We start from the raw sequence: 21,119 nt of genomic DNA on the forward strand, positions 1-21,119 counted from the left end.
TGGCTGGCATAGTTCTCTGCATGCGCGCCGAGCGGCTCCTGCGACTCCTGCTCCAGCTGCAGACCCGCGGCCGCTGCACAGTCGCCGAGCTGGCCGCTGCCCTCGACGTGTCCCACCGCACGGTCCAGCGCGACCTCGACGCCCTCAGCCTGGCCGGCGTCCCCGTCTACTCCACCCGCGGCCGCGGCGGCGGCTGGTCCCTGCTCCCCGACTACCGCAGCCGCCTCACCGGGCTCACGCCGTCCGAAGTCATGTCCGTCTTCGTCGGCGCCACCGCCCACGTCCTCGCCGACCTGGGCCTCGACGCCTCCGCCGACCAAGCCGTCCTGAAGCTCATCGCCACCCTCCCCGACGCCTCCCGCCGCGACGCCGAGTACGCCCGCCAGCGCCTCCTCATCGACCACGCCGGCTGGGACGACCGCCGCGGCAGTGTCACCTCTTTTCGGCCTCGCTGGCTGGACCTCTGCCGCCAGGCCGTCTGGGAAGAGCGCACCCTCGAAATCACCTACGCCGACGGCACCAGCCCCTTCCCTATCGCCCCACTAGGTCTGATAGCCAAAGCCCGCACCTGGTACGTCGTAGCCGCCCGCCCCGCCGGCCACCTCCGCACGTACCGCCTGAGCCGCCTGACCTCAGCCACCTTGTCGGCGGTCACCTTCACCCGCCCACCCGACTTCGACCTCGCCACCTACTGGCACCGGTCCCAGCAAGCCCTCAAAGCCTCCCGCCCCTCCTACCCCATGGTTCTGCGCGTCAACGACCAGGCCCTCCGCCGCTTCCGCCCCACCACCCCACCCCTCCCAGCCGATCTCCCCGGCTGGTGGATCATCCAGGCCGACCTGGAAAACCGCACCGAAGCCACCGCCGCCGTACTCGCCCAAGCCGGCTCCGCCGTCGCCCTCTCTCCACCCGAATTGGTCACCGGCGTCCGCGAAGCCGCACAGACCCTGGCGAACCTCCACCGAGACGAAACTGTCGGCGACCGCTGATAGACCTTCGGCATCCAGCGACCGAAGGGGCCGTGATGCTTGAGCGACCGCGTGTGGTGGTCAATGTGGGGGCCAGTGTCGACGGGAAGGTGGCACTCACCCGGGATGCGCTCTTGATGCAGCAGCCGAGCACGGATCTGTGGGCGGCGATGACACCGCCTGCTGCCGACCCGGCGCCGAGCGACATCCTCGAGACGGTCAGACAGCAGTACGGCTGCAACGCGATCCTGGAGGGCAGCGGCAGCCTGGTCGCCGAGTCCGAGATCCCGGACGAACTCCCGCCGTACGACGGTGACACCGCCGAACTCTACGAGCACTTCCTTCCCGCGGACATCACCGGACTTCCGTCGCCACCGCTGATGTGGTTCACCATCGTCGACAGCCGCGGACGAGTCCGCTGGACCGAGAACCACGAGAACTGGGCCGCATTGGTGCTGGTGGCACAGTCCACTCCCGCCGCCTATCTCGCCTACCTCCGCCGCGAGCACATCTGTTACCTCGTCGTCGGTCAAGACCGTGTCGATCTGGCGCAAGCGATAGCCGCAATGGGTACTGAACTCGGCATTCGCTGCGTCTTGTCAGCCGCAGGCGGCGGGCTCAACGGCGCATTGCTGCGGGCTGGTCTGATCGACGAGCTCTACGTGACGCTGGCGCCCGCCCTGATCGGCGGGCTGGGGACACCGTCGATCATGGACGGGCCACCCCTTGCCCGCGGCGAGTCCGCGACCAGACTGCAGCTGCTCTCGGTGAACACCGATACCAGCGGCTCCGTGCGTCTGCACTACGCCGTACTTGAAGACTGACGACAAGCCTTACCTGCAGCCAGCCTTCAGGACGGTCCGCGGTCTCGTAGGGCGGCCCATTGGCGGAGGCGTTCGGTGATCTGGGATTCGTAGCCGTTGCGGGTGGGCTGGTAGTAGGTCTCGCGGTCCATGTCGTCGGGGAAGTAGTTGGCGCCGGAGAAACCGTCAGTGGTGTCGGGGTCGTACTGGTAGTCCTTGCCGTAGCCGAGCTCCTTCATCAGCCGGGTCGGGGCGTTCAGAATGTGGGCCGGCGGCATCAGGGAGCCGGTGCGCTTGGCGGATTGGTGTGCGGCGCCGAAGCCGCGGTAGACGGCGATCGATTTGGGCGCGGTCGCGAGATAGACCACAGCCTGCGCGATCGCCAGCTCGCCCTCGGGAGAGCCCAGTCGCTCGTAGACGTCCCAGGCCGCGAGCGTCTGCTGGACGGCCTGCGGGTCGGCCATGCCGATGTCCTCGTTGGCGAAGCGGACCAGCCGACGCGCCACGAAGAGCGGGTCCTCGCCACCGTCGAGCATGCGGGCCAGCCAGTACAGGGCCGCATCCGGATCCGAGCCGCGCATCGACTTGTGCAGCGCGGAAATCAGGTTGTAGTGGCCCTCCTGCGCCTTGTCGTACAGCGGTGCACGCTGCTGCACGAGCCGAGTGAGCGCGGTGGTGTCGAGTGGCTGCTCAGTGGTCGGCAGGGCCTGGAGCTGTTCGACCATGTTGAGCAGGTAGCGGCCATCGCCGTCTGCCATCGCGGTCAAGGCATGCCGTGCGGTCTCGTCGAGTGGCAGCGGGCGGCCGGTGAGCTCCTCGGCACGCTCGATGAGCGACTCCAGCGCGGCCTCGTCGAGGCGTCTGAGGACGAAGACCTGGGTGCGGGACAGGAGAGCGCCGTTGAGTTCGAAGCTCGGGTTCTCCGTGGTCGCTCCCACCAGGACGATCGTGCCGTCCTCGACGTACGGCAGGAAGCTGTCCTGCTGGGCACGGTTGAACCGATGGATCTCGTCGACGAACAGCAGCGTGCCCTGCCCGACCGTGCGCCGCTGCTGAGCCGCGGCGAACACCTTCCTCAGGTCGGCGACCCCGGCGAAGGTGGCCGAAACAGGCTCGAAGTGGAGATTGCTGCGATCGGCGAGGAGCCGCGCGATCGTCGTCTTACCGACCCCGGGCGGCCCCCACAGAACCGCGGACACGAGGCGTTGCTGCGCAACCATCCGGCCGAGCGGAGCCTCCGGGGCGAGCAGGTGCTCCTGCCCGACGACCTGATCAAGCTCCGTCGGCCGCATCCGGTCGGCCAGCGGCCGATGCGGCTCATCCTCGAACAGCGGCAGGGTCGGCTCCATCAGACGCCCTCGGACGCCGGCAAGCCACCGACCACCAGCTCATAGGAGTGCTCGACCGCATCCACCACCACCTGCTCGGTGACTCCCTCACCCGGCCCGATCGAGATCCAGTGCCGCTTGTTGTGGTAACGGCCCGGCGTGATCGACGCATAGCCGCGCTGCAACTCCTCGCCGTACTCAGGCTCGCACTTGACCGTGATGATCGGATCGTCCGGAACGTCCGTGACCACCAGAAACACCTTCCCGGCGACCTTGTAGACGTCGAGCGAATCAACGAAAGGCCGACTCTCGCTGACCCCCGGCAGAGCACCGGCCGCGCCCCGAGCCGCACGCTGAAGCCGCTCCCCCGCCGTACCCATCGTTTCCGTCATGCTTCCATCCTGACCCACCCCACCGACAGTCGGTCTGTAAGCTGCGGACACGTGATGGTCGAGAGGCGACAGGTCCCGCTCTACGGCTTCCAGCCTCCGGTTGGTACGCCGTACGGGCTGGAGGTCACGACGCTCGAGGACTTTCACGCCCAGCACGCCGACTGGCCGTGGAACCCGGCAGTTCCGGGCCGCGCCACCCTCATCCTGTTCGAACCAGACGTGCTCCGCGCCGACACGGCCGGCCTTCTTTCCGCGCTCACCGCGCACGACGCCCCCGCCGTACTGGCTCCGCCTTTGGACGACCGCCCCTGGCTGCACCAGATGGCTCTCCAGTTGCTGGACGAACACCGCGCACTGGGACTGCGCCCGCTCGCTGTGCACCACGCGTTGCGGCAGCCTCCTGGAGTCGCTACTGCTGCGCCTCGCCCGCTCCGCCGAAGCCTCGCCCACCCCGGTACGGCGGGACACCCACGACCGTTTCCTCGACGCGTTGGAGCTGCATTTCGCGAACTCCACCGGGCCAAGGACTACGCCCTGTTACTCGGCTGCTCGGTGCGCACACTCAGCCGAGCCGTACAGGATGCCACCGGCAAGGCGGTGCGGGAGGTCATCAACGAGCGGCGGCTGCTGGAAGCACGCCGCCTCCTCGGCGACGCCCAGTGGACCCCGCAGGCGACGGCCGCCCACCTCGGCTTCACCGACACGGCCAACTTCGGCCGTTTCTTCCGCCAGTACGCCGGCCTCACGCCCGGCGCTTACGCAGCCCGCAACACGATCCCGTACGAGCCGTCGTACGACCGCCCCATCCCGCCCATCATCGTCGCCACCTGCTGCCCCGTCCGCAGCCCACTCCCCTCCGGCGCCCGGTCGATCACCCCCACACCCTCAATGCCGGGAATCCGCGGATAAGTGACCTCCCCATCCGACTCGCCCTTGCGCGTAGTGACCTCGGATTCGTTGACCCCGAACGCCATCACCTTGATCCGCACCCACCCGGGTCGCGGCTCGGGCATCGGCACCGAGGTCAGCCGAAGCGCCTCCAGCCCACCAGTCTCCGTGACCACAACAGCGCGCATAACTCATCCCTCACTGGGCCGGTTCGTCGGACAACTCCATCCTGGTCCCGATTCCGCCCCACCCCGCAGCCGCCCGCGGACACCCGATGGTCACCAGACGACAATCCTCCGATCACCGCATCAGCTGTACGGCGCCTTGTCGTACGGCGATCCAATCCGTCGTCAGCACGCGTGACCGGGCGCGAGCCAGCCAGCCGGCGCGGTCCCGGTGTTCACTGCGCAGCTGAGTAAGATCCAGCGCGATGCCGGCTGGCGGGGCAGCCTCGACCTCGGCGATCCGGGCGTCCATCGCGGTGATCAGCGCAGCGTCGAGATCCTTGATCGCGGCAACGAACTCCGCAACGGCAACCGTCGTCCGGACAGTTCGCGGCTCGGCGAAGTTGGCCGGCGCCTTCCAATCGAGGATGACCTGGTCCCCGATCCGCCAACACCGCAGCGACGGAGCTTCGCGAAGGTACCCGAAGTACACAGACCGCGACCCCCACCACTCCATCGCCAAATCGGCGACATCGGACTCGGTGTCCTTCCACTCACTGCCATCAGATTCGACAAACCCAACCAGGTCAGCCGGCACCTCTTCCACCGCCGCCGGCAACACCGCGAGCAGGTCCTCCCACAACCGCACCACGTAGTAGTCGACGTACGGAATCTCATGATCAGCCGCAAACCGCAGCAGCCGAACCCCACCGGCCTCGACCCAATACCACCCCTCAGTCAACCCGAACCAATGCAGCGTCAACTCATCCCGCCCCCAAGGCGCGACCTCCCCCACCGCCCGAAGCTCAAACCGGAACCGAAGCAAGTTCACCGCCTCGCGTCTGAGGCAAGTTGCTGGATGAGGCGCTTGCAGTGGTCGCGCAGCGCGGGCAGGGTCCGAGCACCTACCTCGTAGGCCCCTGGGATGTCCTGGGCATTGGCGACCGCTCGCTCGAAGGCATCCGGATATTGCTCGGCAAGTCCTCTGGCGCGGCCGATCAAGAGGCCGGGATCCAGACCCAGTGTTCTGGCGGCCTTCTCCCACTGCTTGCGCCGTACACGGCTGAAGGTCCGCTCACCTCCGATGGACAGAGCGATGCTTCGTTCGACCGATTCCCGGTCGTAGCTCAGGCCCGTGGCGAGGTCGTAGAGCGGCGCAATCCGGCGCTGCCCATCGTGGGCCAGGAGAAGCGAGATGTTCTTCGAGTGCCCATCAGGTGCGCCTGCGACGAGATTGATGGCTGCGAAATCAGCGAGTGCCATCAGGTCGTCCTCTCGATCTGATGACCATCTCCTGACGACACCCGCCAGATCGGTGAGCCGGGGACCGCCGCGGGACTCGTACTTCAGTTCGGGGAGTCGGCCCAGCGCCTGACAGAAGTCCTCTTGATGGACACGCACGACTGAACCATCTCGTCCGATGACCCGGTCGAAGCGCTCGACGACAAGGGCCCACTGGTCACCGAACTGAACGATGCGACTTGCCGCAACGTCGACTCCGAGCTCGGATGCCGCCGCCATCGTGAGATGTTCGACAAGGGCCTGATGATGCAGGATCTTGATACCCGGCTTGATGATGTGCGTCGTAGCAGCGGATCCGTGCGCCTCGTGCCATTGACCGATGAGCAACGTGAGGGCGAACTTCTCCTGCTGCCCACCCAACGACCAGTGCTCGCCAGGCATACTCCACGAGGCAGGCTCGGCAACCAGTTCGCGCAGGCGCTCAGCAATGTCGGCATCGCTGACTGGCTTGTACTCGCCGTTCCGGCTCAGCAGATCGTCAACATCGTCCGGACGACAGAACTGCACCGCACCAGGACATTCCCATCCCATCTCAGCCAGAATCGCGAAGATGTCGTCCGGCGCGACGCCGAGCCGGTCCGCCCATCGCCCGAGCGTCGCGCTGTTCTCGGGCAGAAGCCCCCGCAAGTAGGGCTCGACCCGTTGAGCCGAGTATGGCGTCTGCGAGATCGGGAGTCGCAACGAAAGTGGCACCGCCCCGTCGGACACATACGCGTCGTCGTAGCTGAATGTCGGGAGGTCGCCTTCAGCCGCTTGTTCCAACCGGCCGACCACTTGCCCGTACAGCAGGACGGCCAGGCGTTCAGCCATGATCGGATGCGGCCGGCTTGAGCCCATCGGCGGACCACGCGCGTCGGCGGTTCTCCGCGCTTCGCTGCTGCTTGTCCATCAGATCTCGGATCGCCTCGTCCTCGGGGCGCGCAGAAGCGCCGGAACGAAGAACAAGCGACAAGCCGAGGGCCTCGAGCAGACGCAGGATCTGTTCGAACTCTGCCCCCCGATGCCCTGCTTCCAGCTTCGCCAGCCAGGATCGAGAAACGCCGGCGCGCGCAGCCAACTCATGCTGGCTGAGCGCCTGATCTGCTCGCTCGGCCTTGATGATCGCCCCGAACTTGTTCCAGTCGGACACGGTGACGTCCCGCATGAGTCCTCCTCTGTCCTCGTTCAGAGACATTGTGCCTCTGTCTACGAACGTAGACAAGGCGTCACTGTCTACGAACAGAGACAAACGAGGACATCAGCCCGGTTCACCTCGCGTGGTGTGGGTCAGACGTTGAAGCGGAATTCGACGACGTCGCCGTCTTGCATGATGTAGTCCTTGCCTTCCATGCGGACCTTGCCTACGGAGCGGGCGTTGACCAGGGAGCCGGCGTCGAGGAGGTCCTGGTAGGAGACGATCTCGGCCTTGATGAAGCCGCGCTGGAAGTCGGTGTGGATGACGCCGGCGGCTTCGGGGGCGGTGGCGCCGCGCTTGATGGTCCAGGCGCGGGCTTCTTTGGGGCCGGCGGTGAGGTAGGTCTGGAGGCCGAGGGTGTCGAAGCCTACGCGGGCGAGGACGTCGAGGCCGGGCTCGTCGATGCCCATTTCCTTGAGCATCTCGAGGGCTTCGTCCTCGTCGCCGAGCTCGACGAGTTCGGCTTCGAACTTGGCGTCGAGGAAGATCGCTTCGGCGGGGGCGACCAGGTCGCGCATCTGCTGCTTCAGGGGCTCGTCGGAGAGTTCGTCGGCGTCGCAGTTGAAGACGAAGATGTACGGCTTGGCGGTCATCAGCATGAGTTCGCGGATCGCGTCGCGGTCGACGTTCGTGGCGATGATCGGCGTACCGGCCTCGAGGTGCTTCTGGGCCTCGCGGACGGCTTCGAGGGTGACCGCGGCCTCCTTCTTGAGGCGAGTCTCCTTCTCCAGCCGCGGGATCGCCTTCTCGACGGTCTGCAGGTCGGCGAGGATCAGCTCGGTCTGGATCGTGGAGATGTCGTCGGCGGGTGAGACCTTGCCGTCGACGTGGGTGACGTCGTCGTCGCGGAAGACCCGGGTGACCTGGCAGATCGCGTCGGACTCGCGGATGTGGCTGAGGAACTTGTTGCCCAGGCCCTCACCCTCCGAGGCGCCGCGGACGATGCCGGCGATGTCGACGAACTGGACGGTGGCCGGGATCACCTTCGCGGAGTTGTAGAGCCCGGCGAGCTTGTCCAGGCGTGCGTCCGGTACGCCGACGACCCCGACGTTCGGCTCGATCGTCGCGAACGGGTAGTTCGCCGCGAGCACGTTGTTCTTGGTCAGCGCGTTGAAGAGCGTGGACTTGCCCGCGTTGGGGAGCCCGACGATTCCGATGGTGAGTGCCACGGGCGTCAAGAGTACGCGGGTAAACCGCCTGGACCCCAATTCAGATCAGGAAGGACTCCAGTTCGGCGTCGTACCAGCGCGAAGTACGGCCCAGTGAACGCATACCGAGGCGGCGGCAGACGGCGAGCGACGCGGCGTTGTCAGGGCGGACGACCGCGTAGATCTGAGCCAGGCCGGCCTTGAACCCGCGGGCGATCGCACCGCGCGCGGCCTCGGTGGCCAGGCCGCGGCCCCAGGCGTCGGGGTGGAAGTGCCAACCGACCTCCACCTCGCCGCGGGCCGCGGTGCCGTCCGAGGGGTCGGGCAGCGGAACCAGTAGGACGGTCCCGGCGACCGTGTCGGTCTCCCGCTCTTGCACCGCCCAGACGCCGTACAGCGGGTCCTTGTTCCGCTCGTTCCAGCGGTCGATGACGCGGTTCGCGCTGTCGCGGTCGGTCATCACCTTCGGGTCGGAGCCGAGCCAGCGCGCGACCTCCCAGCGCCGGTAGATGTCGAACACCCGGTCACCGTCGGCCGCGACCCAGTCACGGACGAGCAGCCGATCCGTCTCGTAGACCACCTTCGGTTCCATCGCCCTCCCTTTCGGAACATTAATGAGGGCCGAACCAGCCGGGGGCAAGTAACGTCTCCACTCTGTGACCAGTTGGAGAAAGCTCGCCCCGGAACGCTCACGCTTCGTGTTCGGTTGCCTGCAGTTCCTCCGGTTCGGTCTGCTCGAACTGATCTCCTGCCTCTTCCCGGCGTTCCTGTTCGCCGGCCTCGCCATCTCCAAGTACGTCGACCTGCCGATCGCCCGGTACGACGCCCTGCTGATCTACTGCCTGGCCCTGACGCTGCTGTTCTGGGTGGTGCGCCTGGAGACCTGGCGGGAGGTCGCGGTCATCTTCGGGTTCCACCTGGTCGGCCTCGGGCTGGAGCTCTTCAAGGTCCGGATCGGCTCCTGGCAGTACCCGGGTGACGCGATCACGAAGGTCGGCGGCGTCCCGCTCTTCGCCGGTTTCATGTACGCCGCGGTCGGCAGCTACATCTGTCAGGCCTGGCGGCGGTTCGATCTGCGGGTCAGTGGTTATCGCCCGGTCGCGACCACGATCCTCGCCGTACTGATCTATGCGAACTTCTTCACCCATCACTGGATCCCCGATCTGCGGATCCCGATCGCCCTCGTACTGCTGTTTGTCCTGCGCGGGACCTGGGTCTTCTTCTCGGTCGGAGTACGGCGCTACCGGATGCCGCTCGCGGTGTCGTTCGGGCTGATCGGGTTCTTCCTGTGGATCGCGGAGAACTTCGGCACGTTCCTCGACGCGTGGAACTATCCGGACCAGGTCGACGTGTGGCGACTCGTCCATCCGGCGAAGTTCGGCGCGTGGGCGTTGCTGGTCAGCATGAGCTTCGTACTGGTGGCAAGTGTCAAGGCACTCGAGGGCAGGCTCTATCACCGCGGTGCGCCGGCAACCGTTGCGACCCCGCGTGCGACCGAGGTCACAACTCCTTCAAATACAGGCGATCGTGAAGCTGCTGAGACCTCACCGCAACACGAGGATGCCAACCACAGCAGGGGTTGAGGCGTCTTCTGATTGTGAGGCTCCTGAGGGGGAGCAACTGGGGAACATCCGCCTGCTAGAGAGGGAGCATCATGTCCCGAAAGTTCGCCGCATTCATCGCGACCGGGGTGGCGCTGGTCGTCGTTGCCGGTGCGTTGCTGGTCCTGGCGCTGGGACACGAACGCCAGCCACATCCGGCCGCCGCGACCACACAGACGTCACCACCACCGAACAACGCACCGGCCAGCGAGCCGTCAGGTCAGCCGACCCAGACACCGAGCAGCAACCCGCCGGCGACGCCGGGCAAGCCGGCCGCTGATCCGACCGCGGGCCTGGTGAAGGACAAGACCAAGAAGGTGCTCTTCTTCAGTTTCGACGACGGACCCGATCCGTACTGGACGCCGAAGATCCTGCAGGTGCTGGCGAAACACAACGCCCACGCGACGTTCTTCCAGCTCGGCAAGATGGAGGCCGAGCACCCTGGACTGCGCGAGCAAGTGCTTGCCTCCGGCAACGCTATCGGCAGTCACTCGATCTCGCACCCGCAGCTGACCGCGATCTCGGCGGCCGAGCGGCACCGCCAGATCTTCGACGGACCGAAGTCCACCTGCTTCCGCCCGCCGTACGGCGCGAGCAACCCGAAGGTCCGCGCGGATATCAAGGCGGCCGGCATGGTCGAGGTGCTCTGGGACGTCGATCCGCGGGACTGGGCCCGGCCCGGCGTCAACGCGATCGTGCAGAACATCATGAACAACGCACGCAACCACAACATCATCCTGATGCACGACGGCGGCGGTGACCGCGGGCAGACCGTGGCCGCGCTCGACAAGGCGCTCACGCTGCTGGCGGCGAAGGGCTACTCCTTCCTCGCGATGGACTGCAAGCAGCCGTAACAAGTTGCTCTGAGCAACCGCCTGACCTCTGCTGGGGTCAGGCGGTTGTCGTTGGAGAAGGTGGTGAGGTCGAGGGCAGCCGGCTCGGGACCGAGGGGTTGGCGGCTGAGCGGGTCGATGGTCAGCCGGCCTGGGGTGGGGCCAGGGGCGGGTGGGGGTTGTCGGAGACTGGCCAGCGGCGGATGGGTTCTTGGTCTTCGGCGACGAGGAACTCGGGGGCGGTGAGGGGGCGGACCGATGCCTCGATCGACTCCATCGCGGTGAGCTCGGCCTCGGTGACGTGCAGGTCGCGGAGTTTGCGGGCGGTGATGAAGACGCGCCGCTCGAACGAGCCGACCGTGCCGTTGTAGGCCTCGACCGCCGAGGTCAGGGAGCGGCCGACGCGGCCCAGGTGATCGCCCATCACCGAGAGCCGGTCGTACAGCTCGCGGCCGAGCTCGAAGACCTGTTGGGCGGACTCGGTCAGCGCCGACTGGTTCCATGCGTACGCCGCCGCGCGCAGGGTCGCGATCAGCGTCGTCGGCGTCGCCAGGATCACCCGCCGCTCGGCTGCATACTCCAGCAGCGAAGGCTCGATATCGAGCGCCGCGGACAGGAACGACTCCCCCGGCACGAACAGGATCACGAACTCCGGCGACGGCGACAACCTTGTCCAGTAGGCCTTCGCGGCCAACTGGTCGACATGGATCCGCAGATGCCGGGCATGCGCCCGCAACCTGTCCTCCTGGAAGTCCGGATCATCGGACTCCGCCGCCTCCAGGAACGCCGCCAACGGCACCTTGGAGTCGACCACGATGTTCTTGCCCTCAGCCAGCCGTACGACGAGGTCCGGCCGGAGCAGCCCGTCCTCGCCGGAGCCGGAGGTGGTCGTCTGCTCGGTGAAGTCGCAGTGCGCGACCATCCCGGCCAGCTCGACCGTCCGCCGCAGGTGCATCTCGCCCCAGCGCCCGCGGACCTGAGGTTTTCGGAGCGCGGTCGACAAGGACGCGGTCTCGCGGCGCAGTGCCTCACCGCTCAGCCGCACCTCGTTGACCTGTTGATGCAGCTGGCTCTGCCAGGCTGCCCGGCCCTGCTCCAGCTGATTCAGCTGAGCGTGCAACCGGTCGAGCGCCTCCTTGACCACGGCCTGGCCGCCCATCTGCTGGCCGACCGACGTCCGCTCCTGGGTCAGCTCGACGACCCGATCCTCGGCCGCATCCCGCTCGGCGGTGATCCGGGCGAGCGCGGCGCCATCGCGGCCGCGCGCCCAGAGCACTCCGCCTCCTGCTCCCAGCAGCAGACCCACCACCAGGAACAACAGCACCAGTAATACCGTCGCGCCACTCATGTCACAGATGGTGCCGGACACCACCGACAGTTTCTGCTCACCTACCCGGTGTGGTCCGGCAATCTGTGAAAATCAGCCGTTCCGGCGGGCGCGATACTCGAGATCGGCGTCGATCGGGCGCATCACGGCGGCCACGGCCGCGATCGCCTCGGCGAGCGTCTTGCCCGCCTCGATCGCGTCGTCGAACGCCTTGTCCGCGCGAGCCCGCTCGTCCTCGGTCTGGACGCCGTACCGCAGTGACCAGATCGCCTGCCGGCGGACCTCCTGGCGAGTGGCGGCGCCTTCGTTCTTGATCTGCTGCATCAGGTCTTCGTACTGCCCCACGGTGAACAGCTCCTTCGGTGGCGTGCTGGCGGCGGCGAACAATGCGGTGGTGCTGATGCCCCCCGGATCCCCATGATTATTCCCGGGAATATGGCTGTGGCCGTAATGACCACCCCGGTTCAGCCAGATGGTCCGGCTGCGGGGTGACTCGGGCTCGTTGTGGGGCGGGTCGGCAATGAAACGCGGGGGCGCCCCGGCGGGCCAGACGTCCTTGATCCCCCAGGACCGCACCGCGGCCATGAATGCCCGGTAGTTCTTCCCAGGCTTCCAGTAGCTGGTGAACGGCTTGGCGGCGCGGCCGATCACCTCGATCTGGATACAGACCTGGCCGACCCGATTGGTCAGCGTCGAGCCGTCGTTGCGCAACGCCCGGCCACCGACGTTGAGCGGCATGAACTGCCCGAGCCGATCGGTCAGCGGGTCCCAGAGCACCTGCGGCTCGGCGGATTTGTCCTTCAGTACCCGGATCATCGTCGCCCAGACGGACGACGTACCGGGGTCAGCCTCGGTGGTGTGCCAGACCACGCGGGGCGGTGCGTTCGAGGTGATGGTGCCACCGGGCGCGGACGGCGTTATCCGTTCCGCTCCGGGGATCCAGATCGTGCCTGCCATTACATCCCTTTCCTCACTGAGTGATCTGGTCGTCCCAAGGCCTGATGATCTCCCGCTGGGAGCGACATCGCATGTCGGAGAGCGGCGGATGGCGGAGGCCCGTGGGCGACGCAGCGTACTCGACGGATCACACCCTGCTATTGGATCAAGTTGGCGGAGATCCGACAACAGTGAACGGTTGACAGCATGGGGTGAATTGACGGGAGTATGAGAGCGCTCTCAGACACCCGCGGACGGCGCCCTCCCGTCCCTCGCCGCCCGTGTGCTCCGCCTTCTCACCTTGGGACAGATCTGAGGAGGAACAAGTGCGCACAAGACTCCATCTCCCGGCGATCGTCGCGGCTCTGGTGACCGCGGCCGGTCTGCTCACCGCCGGCAGCAGTACTCCGGCAGCGGCCGTTCCGGCCACCATTCCGCTGAAAATCAGCAACAACTCGGGCCGTGGTGACGCCCTCTACATCTACAACCTCGGTACCAACCTGGCCACCGGCCAGCAGGGCTGGGCCGACTCTGCCGGCAACTTCCACGCCTGGCCGGCCGGTGGCAACCCACCGACCCCGGCACCTGACGCATCCATCCCCGGCCCGGTCAACGGCCAGGCCATCACCATACGGATGCCGAAGTTCTCCGGGCGCGTGTATTTCTCTTACGGGCAGAAGTTGGTGTTCAAACTGACCACCGGCGGCCTGGTGCAGCCCGCCGTACAGAATCCGTCGGACCCGAACCGCAACATCCTGTTCAGCTGGTCGGAGTACACGTTGAACGACTCCGGTCTGTGGATCAACAGCACCCAGGTCGACATGTTCTCGGTCCCGTACGCCGTCGGCGTGCAACCCACCGGCGGTACCACCAAGGCCACCGGGCACCTGAAACCCGGTGGCTACAACGCCTTCTTCAACTCGCTCCGCAGCCAGCCCGGCTGGGGTGGCCTGATCCAGACTGCGCCGAACGGCAGTACCCTCCGCGCGCTGTCACCCTTGTACGGCGTGGAAACCGGCGGACTGCCCGCGAACGCGATGGACGACTACGTCAACCGGGTGTGGTCGAAGTACAGTTCGCAAACGCTGACCGTGACACCGTTCGCCAACCAGCCGAACACCAAGTACTTCGGGCGCGTCTCCGGCAACACGATGAACTTCACCAACAGCGCGGGCCAGACGGTCACGTCGTTCCAGAAGCCTGACTCGGCCAGCATCTTCGGTTGTTTCAAACTCCTCGACGCACCGAACGACCTGGTCCGCGGCCCGATCTCGCGCACCCTCTGCGCGGGGTACAACCGGTCGACGCTGCTGGTGAACCCGAACCAGCCCGACGCGAACAACGCCAACTTCTACCAGGACAGCGTCACCAACCAGTACTCGAAGAAGGTCCACCAGCAGATGGTGGACGGCAAGGCATACGGCTTCGCCTTCGACGACGTCGGCGCGCACGAGGCCCTCGTCCACGACGGCAATCCGGCCCAGGCCTTCCTGACGCTGGATCCCTTCAGCTGAAGCTGATCCACTGGACACATGCTGACGCAGACGGTGGATGTCCCGGTCGATCCCGAGCGGGCATCCACCGCCTTCACGGCGTACCTGAACGGCGAGGGCGCTGTCGGCGCCCACCTGCACGACTCCCACGGCAGATGGTGCGGAACCGTCTCCGACTGGGATCCCGCCAAGTCCGTGAGCTTCACCTGGCATCCCGGCCGGGATCCACAGCGCGCCGGCCACGTCACCGTCACGTTCACTCCGACAACCGGCGGCACACGACTCGCCCTCACCTCTACCGGAGAGACCGGCGACACCGGTGACGACTGGCAGGACATGCTCGACCTGTACGCCGAACACGTCCAGCGCGGATAGTGGATGGATGGTGAACGCGCCCGTCGATCCCCGTGCCCTCGAAAACTCGCTGCGCCCGCACGGCGAATCCGTCATGCTGCCGCAGGCCGCCTACACCGATCCCGCCGTACTCGCTTGGGAACGGCGACATTTCTTCGCCGGTAGCTGGACCTGCCTCGGCCGCGTGGCCGAGTTGTCCGCCGGCACGCACCAGGAGCTGACGATCGGCGACATCAGCGTCCTGCTGACGTTCGGCGATCGGCCACGGGCGTTCGCGAACACCTGCCGGCATCGCGGCCACGAGCTCCTGCAACGAGGCGAATCGAGTGACCGCCGGGCCGTGGTCTGCCCGTACCACGGCTGGTCGTACGAACTCACCGGCGCCGTGAAGGCCGCGCCCCGCATGGGCGAGGGGTTCGACCCAGCGCCGTACGGGCTGGTCGAACTGCCGGCCGAAGTCTGGCTGGGATGGCTGTTCGTGAACGCGACCGGTACGGCGACCGCGTTCACCGACCACATCGGCGGGCTGACCGACCTCGTCGCGCCGTATGCACCGGAGAGCCTGGTTCTCAAGGCCAGACACCAGTACGACGTCGCCTCGAACTGGAAGACGGTCGTGGAGAACTACCACGAGTGCTACCACTGCCCGCTGATCCATCCCGAGCTGTGCAAGGTCTCTCCGCCGACCTCGGGCGACAACTGGAACCTGCCCGGCGCCTGGGTCGGCGGTCTGATGGACCTGCGCCCCGAGGCCGAGACGATGTCACTCGACGGTCGCTCGTACGGCGTTCTGCTGCCGGGCGTGGATCCGCGCCGGGTGAACTATCTCGGGCTGTTCCCGAATCTGCTCATCTCACTGCACCCCGACTACGTGATGACGCATCGAATGGAACCGCGCTCGCCGGGGCTGACCGCGATCGAGTGCTCCTGGTATTTCCCGGCCGAGGTGCAGGACCCGTCGTACGCGGTGGAGTTCTGGGATGTCACGAATCGCGAGGACTGGGCCGCCTGCGAGTCGGTGCAGCGGGGCGCCGAGTCGCCGCACTTCCGGCCCGGCCCGCTGGCACCCGCGGAGGACGCCGTCTACCAATGGGTGACGATGATCGCCCGCGGGTACCTCGGGAAACCCCTACATCAGTAGCCGACGGTGAACCGGCCACGGTTGTTGGCCGGCTTCTCGAACTCGTCGAGGACGGCGATCGCGAAGTCCTCGGCCGAGATGTTGTCGCCGACCGGCTCGTCCTGACCGAGCCGGAAGGTCCCGGTGCGCTCGCCCGGCTGAATCACGAACGGCGGGTGCAGCATCGTCCAGTTCACACTCTCGTCGGTGGCGCGCAGCGCCTCGAGCGCCTGCGCAACCGTCAGCGACTCCGGCCGGTATTCGGCCGGGAAGGCCGGCCCGTCGAGCACGCGCTGCCCGCCGATGGTCAGCCCACCGGCGCCGCCCACGACCAGCAGGCGCGTTTCGGTACCGCGGACGGCCGCGATCAGGTTGTCGACCGCGTCGAGGTAGTCCTGGTGGTTCCCGCCGGTACGGCTCGGGCCGAGCGCCACGGCGACCACATCCGCGTCGCCGACGATCTCCTTGACCGATGCGACGTCGTTCGCGCTGGCCTGGACACTCCGCACCCCGGCCGGGAGGTCGGCGCCGGAGCGGGTCACGCCGGTGACCTCGTGCCCACGAGCCGCCGCCTCGGCCACGATCCGGCTACCGACCATGCCACTCGCGCCATAGACCGCGATCTTCATGCTGTTCCCCTTCAGAAGGATGAATTCTCAACTTGTTCTCCGATAGTATCGATTGGTAACCAGCTACTTCAACGTGCTATAAGTACCTTGTGGTTACTAACGGGCAGTCCGAGCGCGGCGACCTCTTCAACCCGCAGTGCGGGACGCGAGTGGTTCTCGACCGCATCGGCGACAAGTGGACCGCTCTGGCGGTGCTGCTGCTGCAGCACGGCCCGCTGCGTTTCACCGAGCTGCGCGACGGCATCGGCAGCGTCGCGCCCAAGGTGCTCACCCAGACCCTGCGCCGGCTGGAGCGCGACGGCCTGGTCACCCGCGAGGTCTTCGCCGAGGTCCCACCCCGCGTGGTCTACACGCTCACGCCGATGGGCAGCTCACTGATCAAGCCACTGACCGTCGTCAGCGAGTGGGCCGAAGATCACATCATGGCGATCAACCACGCCCAGGCCGAGTACGACGCGGGCGTGCCGACGAAGGGCTAGAGCGTCCAGGCGTGGTCGGAGGTGCCGGTGGTCGGGCGGCCGGCGGCCTTCAGATCTGCCCGCAGGTCCTTCGGCAGGGCGAAGGTGAGGCTCTCCTCGGCGGTGGTGACCTCCTGGACGTCGGCGTACCCACGCTCGGCAAGCCAGCGCAGTACGTCGCGGACCAGGATCTCCGGCACACTCGCGCCACTGCTCAGACCGACCGACTCGACCCCGTCGAGCCACTTCTCGTCGATCTCGGCGGCGTAGTCGACCAGGTGACCGGTCTTGGCGCCGTACTCGAGGGCGACCTCGACCAGGCGGACCGAGTTCGACGAGTTGCGGGAGCCGACGACCAGCATCAGGTCGACCTCGGGAGCCATCTTCTTGACCGCGACCTGGCGGTTCTGGGTGGCGTAGCAGATGTCGTCGCTCGGCGGGTCCTGGAGCAGCGGGAACTTCTCCCGCAGCCGGCGCACGGTCTCCATCGTCTCGTCGACCGACAGCGTGGTCTGGGACAGCCAGACGACCTTCTCCGGGTCACGCACGGTGACGTTGGGTACGTCGTCCGGCCCGTCCACGATCGTGGTGTGCTCCGGCGCCTCACCGCTGGTCCCGACGACCTCTTCGTGACCCTCGTGGCCGATCAGCAGGATGTCGAAATCGGTCGCCGCGAACCGCTTCGCCTCGTGGTGCACCTTCGTCACCAGCGGGCAGGTCGCGTCGATCGTCTTCAGCTGCCGCGCCGCCGCCTCCGCGTGCACGACCGGGGACACCCCGTGAGCGGAGAAGATCACCGTCTCGCCCTCGGGAACCTCGTCGGTCTCGTCCACGAAGATCGCACCCCGGTCGGTCAGGGTCTCCACGACATACTTGTTGTGGACGATCTCCTTCCGCACGTAGACCGGCGCGCCGTACAGGTCGAGGGCCTTCTCGACCGCCACCACCGCCCGGTCCACGCCGGCGCAGTACCCCCGGGGAGCGGCCAGCAGCACCCGCTTCGTCACCACGGCGGTCGTCGTACCAGTGTCTTCAGGCTGGGCAGTCACAACCCCCATGGTACGGGCCCCGACTCAACGCCTCCGGAGCCGCACCACGTGCGAAACCGCCAGCCCACAGGCACAGATCGCGACCGCCAGCGCGGCATCCCCGAACGAAGTGAGCCCAGGACGCGGATCCCCCGTCCCCGGCCTTGTGAGCAGCATCACGGCAATCAACCCCGACAGTACGGCGATCGCCGCCGGAACCAGCGCGGTCGCGGGCGGCCGGAAGCTCGCGTACCCGAGCAGCATGATCAGCCCGCCCATCAGCACAGCGCCCATCGCCGCCGGATTCCCCGATCCACGGCCTGCCATCTCCCACACCGTGCCGTACTCGTCGGCCGGCAGGATCGGCTGGAACGACAGCACCATCGCAACTACCGCCAGCGGCGCATACAGCCGCGCGTATCCCTCGTTCACAGTCCTTGTTGTACCAGGGGCCGGGCTCGAACCGGCGACCTCACCCTTATGAGGGGTGCGCGCTAACCAACTGCGCCACCCTGGCTAGTTGCTGATAGCAACATTCAGTACGTCGAGGAGCCGTCCGCCCTGTCCGGACGGCTCCCCCGGGAGGTGTTCTTCCCCTCAAGAATGCGCCGGATCGCCTTTGTCCGCAAAGGATTTTCGGATCGCCTCGAAGTCGTCCGGGGTGAGACCGGTACGACCATCGACAGGCCACACGATCTGGTGAGCTCCGGGAAAGTACGCGATATCCGCGTCCCCTACCCCGTCATCGACCCAGACGAACGAGCGATCGCCCACCCACTCCGCGACGTACGGCGTCTTCCAGGAGCCGCGCGGTACCGGCGTACGGTCCGGCCAGAGGATGGTCGGGAGCTGAGGTAGGCCCAGGAGGGGCGACAGGAGTCGATTGGCCCCGTGCTCCCAGCTGCTGGCCCACACCAGGTCGAAAGTTGCTGCCAGCGCACGTAATTCCTCTCCGTGATGCGGATTGAGGTGCACCACCCAGCTCTTCGCTCCCTCGGTGATCTCGTGCCGCACATAGCCGGGCTGTTCGGAGTGCGGGTTCAGGGGCCCGTCGAAGTCGAGTAGGAGGAGGGGACGCATGGGTCAGCGCTTGCGGTAGGTGAGGACTGCGACGCCGCTCTCGTAGACCTGGTGGTCGGTGAGTTCGAGGCGGCGGACGGTGAACGTGTCCGTGCTGAACAGTTTGATGCCCGCGCCGATCACAACCGGGTTGACCTTGACCACCAACCGGTCGATCTCCGGCCACAGCGTCTCGGCGAGGCCGCCACCGCCACACAGCCAGATGCCGAGGCCGTCCTCGGCCTTGAGCTCACGGACCCGCTCGACCGGGTCGGTTGCGACGAACTCGACCGTCGGGTCCGGGCTCGCCGCGAGGGTGCGGGTGAAGACGAGGTTGCGGAGCCGCGGGTAGGCGTTGGTGTTGCCGTGTTCGACGCCGAGCTCCCACGTCTTGCGGCCCATCAGAACGGTGTCGAAGACCCGGTTCTCCGCGTCGATCCCGAGCGCCTCCCGGATCGCGCCAGGCACTGTCTCGGGGTACGCCGTCAGGAGCGGAAGCGAGTGATCCCCCTGGGACAGGAGGAAGCCACCCGGGCTGAAGTCGGTCGGATCACCGCCGCCCGGATCGGCGACGTACCCGTCGAGGGTGGAGGCGATGAAGTAGGTGAGTTCACGCATGCAATCCATCATCGCCCGACCGGGGTGCGAGGTTTTGTCGGCGCCGGGCCGTAGGGTCTGGGGGTGGCATTGGAGACCTCCCCGGATGCGCCTGCAGCCGTTCGCACGATTGCGAACGGCATTGCGAGCTGGATCAATCAGCTCGGCGCGGTCTGGGTCGAGGGACAACTGACCGACGTGTCGATCGGACGCGGGACGACGACCGTGTTCGGCACCCTGCGCGACACCGACGCGGACATCTCGTTGCGGTTCACCTGTAACCGGCGGGTGTTCGAGGCGGTCGACCCGCCGGTGACGGACGGGTCGCGAGTCGTCGTCAACGCCAAGCCGAACTTCTTCGCCCGCCGTGGCACGCTCGCGCTGGCGGTCAGCGAGATCAGGCATGTCGGGATCGGCGAGCTGCTGGCGCGGATCGAGCGGCTCAAGCAGCTGCTGGCCGCCGAAGGGTTGTTCGCGGCCCACCGCAAGAAGCGATTGCCGTTCCTGCCGCACACGATCGGGCTGATCTGCGGACGGGATTCGGCCGCGGAGCGCGACGTACTGGAGAACGCGAAGCGGCGCTGGCCGGCGGTCGCGTTCCGGATCGAGTATGCGTCCGTGCAAGGACCAGCGGCGGCCGGTGAGGTCATGCAGGCGCTGCGGAAGCTGGACGGCGACGATTCGGTCGAGGTGATCGTGATCGCGCGCGGCGGTGGATCGCTGGAGGATCTGCTGCCGTTCTCCGACGAGGGGCTGATCCGCGCGGTCTCCCAGGCGCGGACCCCGATCGTGAGCGCGATCGGCCACGAGCCGGATTCCCCGCTGCTCGACCTGGTCGCCGATCTCCGTGCCTCGACCCCGACGGATGCCGCGAAGCGGATCGTGCCGGACGTGCGCGAGGAGCTGGACGGCGTGCGCCTGCTGCGCGACCGCGGCCTGCGCGCCATCACCAGCTGGCTGGACCGCGAGGCGCATGCCCTGGCCGCGATCCGCAGCCGCCCGGCCCTGGCCGCCCCGGTCACCGGCATCCAGCGGCGCTCCGACGAGATCACCGCGCTGCTCGACCGCAGCCGCCGTACTCTCACCCACCGTCTGGACCGCGCCGCCGACGACATCGCGCACCGCCTGGCGAGCGTCCGCGCCCTGTCCCCCAAGGCCACGCTGGAGCGCGGGTACTCCGTCCTCCAGCTCGCCGACGGCACGGCCGTCCGAGAGCTGGCGCAGGTCGCGGCCGGCGACGTACTGCAAGCACGAGTCACCGACGGCCGATTCGCCGTGGAAGTCCAGCCCGAGGAGAAGAAGTGACAACGGACCGACCAGAGATTTCTTACGAGCAGGCACGCGAGGAGCTAGTCGAGGTCGTCCGCAAGCTCGAAGCCGGCGGCACCACCCTCGAAGAGTCCCTGGCCCTCTGGGAGCGCGGCGAAACCCTCGCCACCACCTGCCAGTCCTGGCTCGAAGGCGCCCGCGAACGCCTCACCAAAGCCCAGGAAGCCACCGAAGAAAAGACCAAGTGA

The 21,119-nt window shown here is 67.1% G+C and carries 25 protein-coding genes, 1 tRNA gene and 1 pseudogene; 11 read left to right on the forward strand and 16 right to left on the reverse strand.

All coding sequences use genetic code 11. The features are described 5' to 3' along the window. The first annotated feature begins 20 nt into the window (after nucleotides 1-20). Complete coding sequence (locus ACFCV3_RS28115) at nucleotides 21-989, forward strand: helix-turn-helix transcriptional regulator (protein ID WP_376034790.1); 969 nt, start codon at nucleotides 21-23, stop codon at nucleotides 987-989. Nucleotides 990-1,024: 35 nt separating this feature from the next. Beyond that, on the forward strand, nucleotides 1,025-1,792 hold the full coding sequence (locus ACFCV3_RS28120; protein ID WP_376034792.1) for a RibD family protein: 768 nt from the start codon (nucleotides 1,025-1,027) through the stop codon (nucleotides 1,790-1,792). 26 nt (nucleotides 1,793-1,818) lie between these two features. Here the strand turns inward: ACFCV3_RS28120 and ACFCV3_RS28125 are convergent, their stop codons facing one another. Continuing rightward, on the reverse strand, nucleotides 1,819-3,120 hold the full coding sequence (locus ACFCV3_RS28125; protein WP_376034794.1) for a replication-associated recombination protein A: 1,302 nt from the start codon (nucleotides 3,118-3,120) through the stop codon (nucleotides 1,819-1,821). Further along, a complete protein-coding gene (locus ACFCV3_RS28130; RefSeq protein ID WP_376034796.1) occupies nucleotides 3,120-3,491 on the reverse strand; it encodes an MmcQ/YjbR family DNA-binding protein in 372 nt (123 codons plus the stop codon). The genes ACFCV3_RS28125 and ACFCV3_RS28130 overlap by 1 nt, the downstream gene beginning before the upstream one ends. A 321-nt stretch (nucleotides 3,492-3,812) precedes the next feature. On the opposite strand from ACFCV3_RS28130, the gene ACFCV3_RS28135 reads away from it, so the two are divergent. Then, nucleotides 3,813-4,400, forward strand: coding sequence for a helix-turn-helix domain-containing protein (locus tag ACFCV3_RS28135; RefSeq protein WP_376035126.1), 588 nt, complete (start codon nucleotides 3,813-3,815; stop codon nucleotides 4,398-4,400). Here the strand turns inward: ACFCV3_RS28135 and ACFCV3_RS28140 are convergent. From ACFCV3_RS28140 to ACFCV3_RS28165, 6 genes and pseudogenes are all read right to left on the reverse strand, one after another. Continuing rightward, a pseudogene (locus ACFCV3_RS28140) lies at nucleotides 4,367-4,567 on the reverse strand (alcohol dehydrogenase catalytic domain-containing protein); the annotation flags it as partial. The gene ACFCV3_RS28135 and the pseudogene ACFCV3_RS28140 overlap by 34 nt on opposite strands. A 112-nt stretch (nucleotides 4,568-4,679) precedes the next feature. Continuing rightward, nucleotides 4,680-5,375, reverse strand: a complete 696-nt coding sequence (locus ACFCV3_RS28145) for a DUF5984 family protein (RefSeq protein ID WP_376034798.1) — start codon at nucleotides 5,373-5,375, stop codon at nucleotides 4,680-4,682. Then, nucleotides 5,372-6,655: a type II toxin-antitoxin system HipA family toxin gene (locus ACFCV3_RS28150; protein ID WP_376034800.1), complete on the reverse strand. Its 1,284-nt coding sequence runs from the start codon at nucleotides 6,653-6,655 to the stop codon at nucleotides 5,372-5,374. The genes ACFCV3_RS28145 and ACFCV3_RS28150 overlap by 4 nt, the downstream gene beginning before the upstream one ends. After that, nucleotides 6,648-6,989 carry a helix-turn-helix domain-containing protein gene (locus ACFCV3_RS28155; protein WP_376034802.1) on the reverse strand — a complete coding sequence of 114 codons (342 nt, stop codon included), beginning with the start codon at nucleotides 6,987-6,989 and terminating at the stop codon, nucleotides 6,648-6,650. Before ACFCV3_RS28155 ends, ACFCV3_RS28150 begins: the two co-directional genes overlap by 8 nt. Nucleotides 6,990-7,111: 122 nt before the next feature. Then, nucleotides 7,112-8,188 carry a redox-regulated ATPase YchF gene (ychF, locus tag ACFCV3_RS28160; protein ID WP_376034804.1) on the reverse strand — a complete coding sequence of 359 codons (1,077 nt, stop codon included), beginning with the start codon at nucleotides 8,186-8,188 and terminating at the stop codon, nucleotides 7,112-7,114. 40 nt (nucleotides 8,189-8,228) lie between these two features. Further along, nucleotides 8,229-8,759: a GNAT family N-acetyltransferase gene (locus ACFCV3_RS28165; RefSeq protein WP_376034807.1), complete on the reverse strand. Its 531-nt coding sequence runs from the start codon at nucleotides 8,757-8,759 to the stop codon at nucleotides 8,229-8,231. Between the two features lie 64 nt (nucleotides 8,760-8,823). Between ACFCV3_RS28165 and ACFCV3_RS28170 the strand changes: the two genes are divergently transcribed. After that, nucleotides 8,824-9,750 (forward strand): DUF817 domain-containing protein, encoded by a 927-nt coding sequence (locus ACFCV3_RS28170; RefSeq protein WP_376034809.1) that lies wholly within the window; start codon nucleotides 8,824-8,826, stop codon nucleotides 9,748-9,750. A gap of 71 nt (nucleotides 9,751-9,821) precedes the next feature. Further along, complete coding sequence (locus tag ACFCV3_RS28175; RefSeq protein WP_376034811.1) at nucleotides 9,822-10,622, forward strand: polysaccharide deacetylase family protein; 801 nt, start codon at nucleotides 9,822-9,824, stop codon at nucleotides 10,620-10,622. A gap of 121 nt (nucleotides 10,623-10,743) precedes the next feature. Here the strand turns inward: ACFCV3_RS28175 and ACFCV3_RS28180 are convergent, their stop codons facing one another. After that, nucleotides 10,744-11,949: a DNA recombination protein RmuC gene (locus ACFCV3_RS28180; RefSeq protein ID WP_376034813.1), complete on the reverse strand. Its 1,206-nt coding sequence runs from the start codon at nucleotides 11,947-11,949 to the stop codon at nucleotides 10,744-10,746. Nucleotides 11,950-12,021: 72 nt separating this feature from the next. Beyond that, the gene (locus ACFCV3_RS28185; RefSeq protein WP_376034815.1) at nucleotides 12,022-12,885 is read right to left on the reverse strand and encodes a hypothetical protein; all 864 of its coding nucleotides are present in this window, start codon (nucleotides 12,883-12,885) and stop codon (nucleotides 12,022-12,024) included. A gap of 305 nt (nucleotides 12,886-13,190) precedes the next feature. On the opposite strand from ACFCV3_RS28185, the gene ACFCV3_RS28190 reads away from it, so the two are divergent. Genes ACFCV3_RS28190 through ACFCV3_RS28200 form a run of 3 tightly spaced genes read left to right on the forward strand, consistent with a single transcriptional unit; the run spans nucleotide 13,191 to nucleotide 15,852 of the window. Then, nucleotides 13,191-14,378: a glycoside hydrolase family 64 protein gene (locus tag ACFCV3_RS28190; RefSeq protein ID WP_376034817.1), complete on the forward strand. Its 1,188-nt coding sequence runs from the start codon at nucleotides 13,191-13,193 to the stop codon at nucleotides 14,376-14,378. An 18-nt stretch (nucleotides 14,379-14,396) separates the two neighbouring features. After that, nucleotides 14,397-14,732 carry an SRPBCC domain-containing protein gene (locus tag ACFCV3_RS28195; RefSeq protein WP_376034818.1) on the forward strand — a complete coding sequence of 112 codons (336 nt, stop codon included), beginning with the start codon at nucleotides 14,397-14,399 and terminating at the stop codon, nucleotides 14,730-14,732. Between the two features lie 7 nt (nucleotides 14,733-14,739). Continuing rightward, complete coding sequence (locus ACFCV3_RS28200; protein ID WP_376034820.1) at nucleotides 14,740-15,852, forward strand: SRPBCC family protein; 1,113 nt, start codon at nucleotides 14,740-14,742, stop codon at nucleotides 15,850-15,852. Here ACFCV3_RS28200 and ACFCV3_RS28205 read toward each other — a convergent pair. Beyond that, a complete protein-coding gene (locus ACFCV3_RS28205; RefSeq protein ID WP_376034822.1) occupies nucleotides 15,846-16,460 on the reverse strand; it encodes an NAD(P)-dependent oxidoreductase in 615 nt (204 codons plus the stop codon). The two genes, ACFCV3_RS28200 and ACFCV3_RS28205, sit on opposite strands and share 7 nt — an antisense overlap. A gap of 89 nt (nucleotides 16,461-16,549) precedes the next feature. Here ACFCV3_RS28205 and ACFCV3_RS28210 point away from each other — a divergent pair, with 89 nt between their 5' ends. Continuing rightward, nucleotides 16,550-16,939 (forward strand): winged helix-turn-helix transcriptional regulator, encoded by a 390-nt coding sequence (locus tag ACFCV3_RS28210; protein ID WP_376034824.1) that lies wholly within the window; start codon nucleotides 16,550-16,552, stop codon nucleotides 16,937-16,939. Here the strand turns inward: ACFCV3_RS28210 and ACFCV3_RS28215 are convergent. The 5 genes from ACFCV3_RS28215 to ACFCV3_RS28235 all read right to left on the reverse strand — a co-directional run bounded on the left by ACFCV3_RS28215 (nucleotide 16,936) and on the right by ACFCV3_RS28235 (nucleotide 19,623). Beyond that, complete coding sequence (locus tag ACFCV3_RS28215) at nucleotides 16,936-17,976, reverse strand: 4-hydroxy-3-methylbut-2-enyl diphosphate reductase (RefSeq protein ID WP_376034826.1); 1,041 nt, start codon at nucleotides 17,974-17,976, stop codon at nucleotides 16,936-16,938. The two genes, ACFCV3_RS28210 and ACFCV3_RS28215, sit on opposite strands and share 4 nt — an antisense overlap. A 15-nt stretch (nucleotides 17,977-17,991) precedes the next feature. Then, a complete protein-coding gene (locus ACFCV3_RS28220) occupies nucleotides 17,992-18,378 on the reverse strand; it encodes a hypothetical protein (RefSeq protein WP_376034828.1) in 387 nt (128 codons plus the stop codon). A gap of 11 nt (nucleotides 18,379-18,389) precedes the next feature. After that, nucleotides 18,390-18,463, reverse strand: a tRNA-Met gene (locus tag ACFCV3_RS28225). 80 nt (nucleotides 18,464-18,543) lie between these two features. Then, nucleotides 18,544-19,026, reverse strand: a complete 483-nt coding sequence (locus tag ACFCV3_RS28230) for an HAD domain-containing protein (protein ID WP_376034830.1) — start codon at nucleotides 19,024-19,026, stop codon at nucleotides 18,544-18,546. A 3-nt stretch (nucleotides 19,027-19,029) separates the two neighbouring features. Continuing rightward, a complete protein-coding gene (locus ACFCV3_RS28235; protein WP_376034832.1) occupies nucleotides 19,030-19,623 on the reverse strand; it encodes a dihydrofolate reductase family protein in 594 nt (197 codons plus the stop codon). Nucleotides 19,624-19,686: 63 nt separating this feature from the next. On the opposite strand from ACFCV3_RS28235, the gene xseA reads away from it, so the two are divergent. Continuing rightward, nucleotides 19,687-20,907, forward strand: coding sequence for an exodeoxyribonuclease VII large subunit (gene xseA, locus ACFCV3_RS28240; protein WP_376034834.1), 1,221 nt, complete (start codon nucleotides 19,687-19,689; stop codon nucleotides 20,905-20,907). After that, nucleotides 20,904-21,119: an exodeoxyribonuclease VII small subunit gene (locus ACFCV3_RS28245; RefSeq protein WP_376034836.1), complete on the forward strand. Its 216-nt coding sequence runs from the start codon at nucleotides 20,904-20,906 to the stop codon at nucleotides 21,117-21,119. The genes xseA and ACFCV3_RS28245 overlap by 4 nt, the downstream gene beginning before the upstream one ends.

It is taken from the genome of Kribbella sp. NPDC056345 (genome assembly GCF_042262745.1).
Classification (GTDB): Bacteria; Actinomycetota; Actinomycetes; order Propionibacteriales; family Kribbellaceae; genus Kribbella.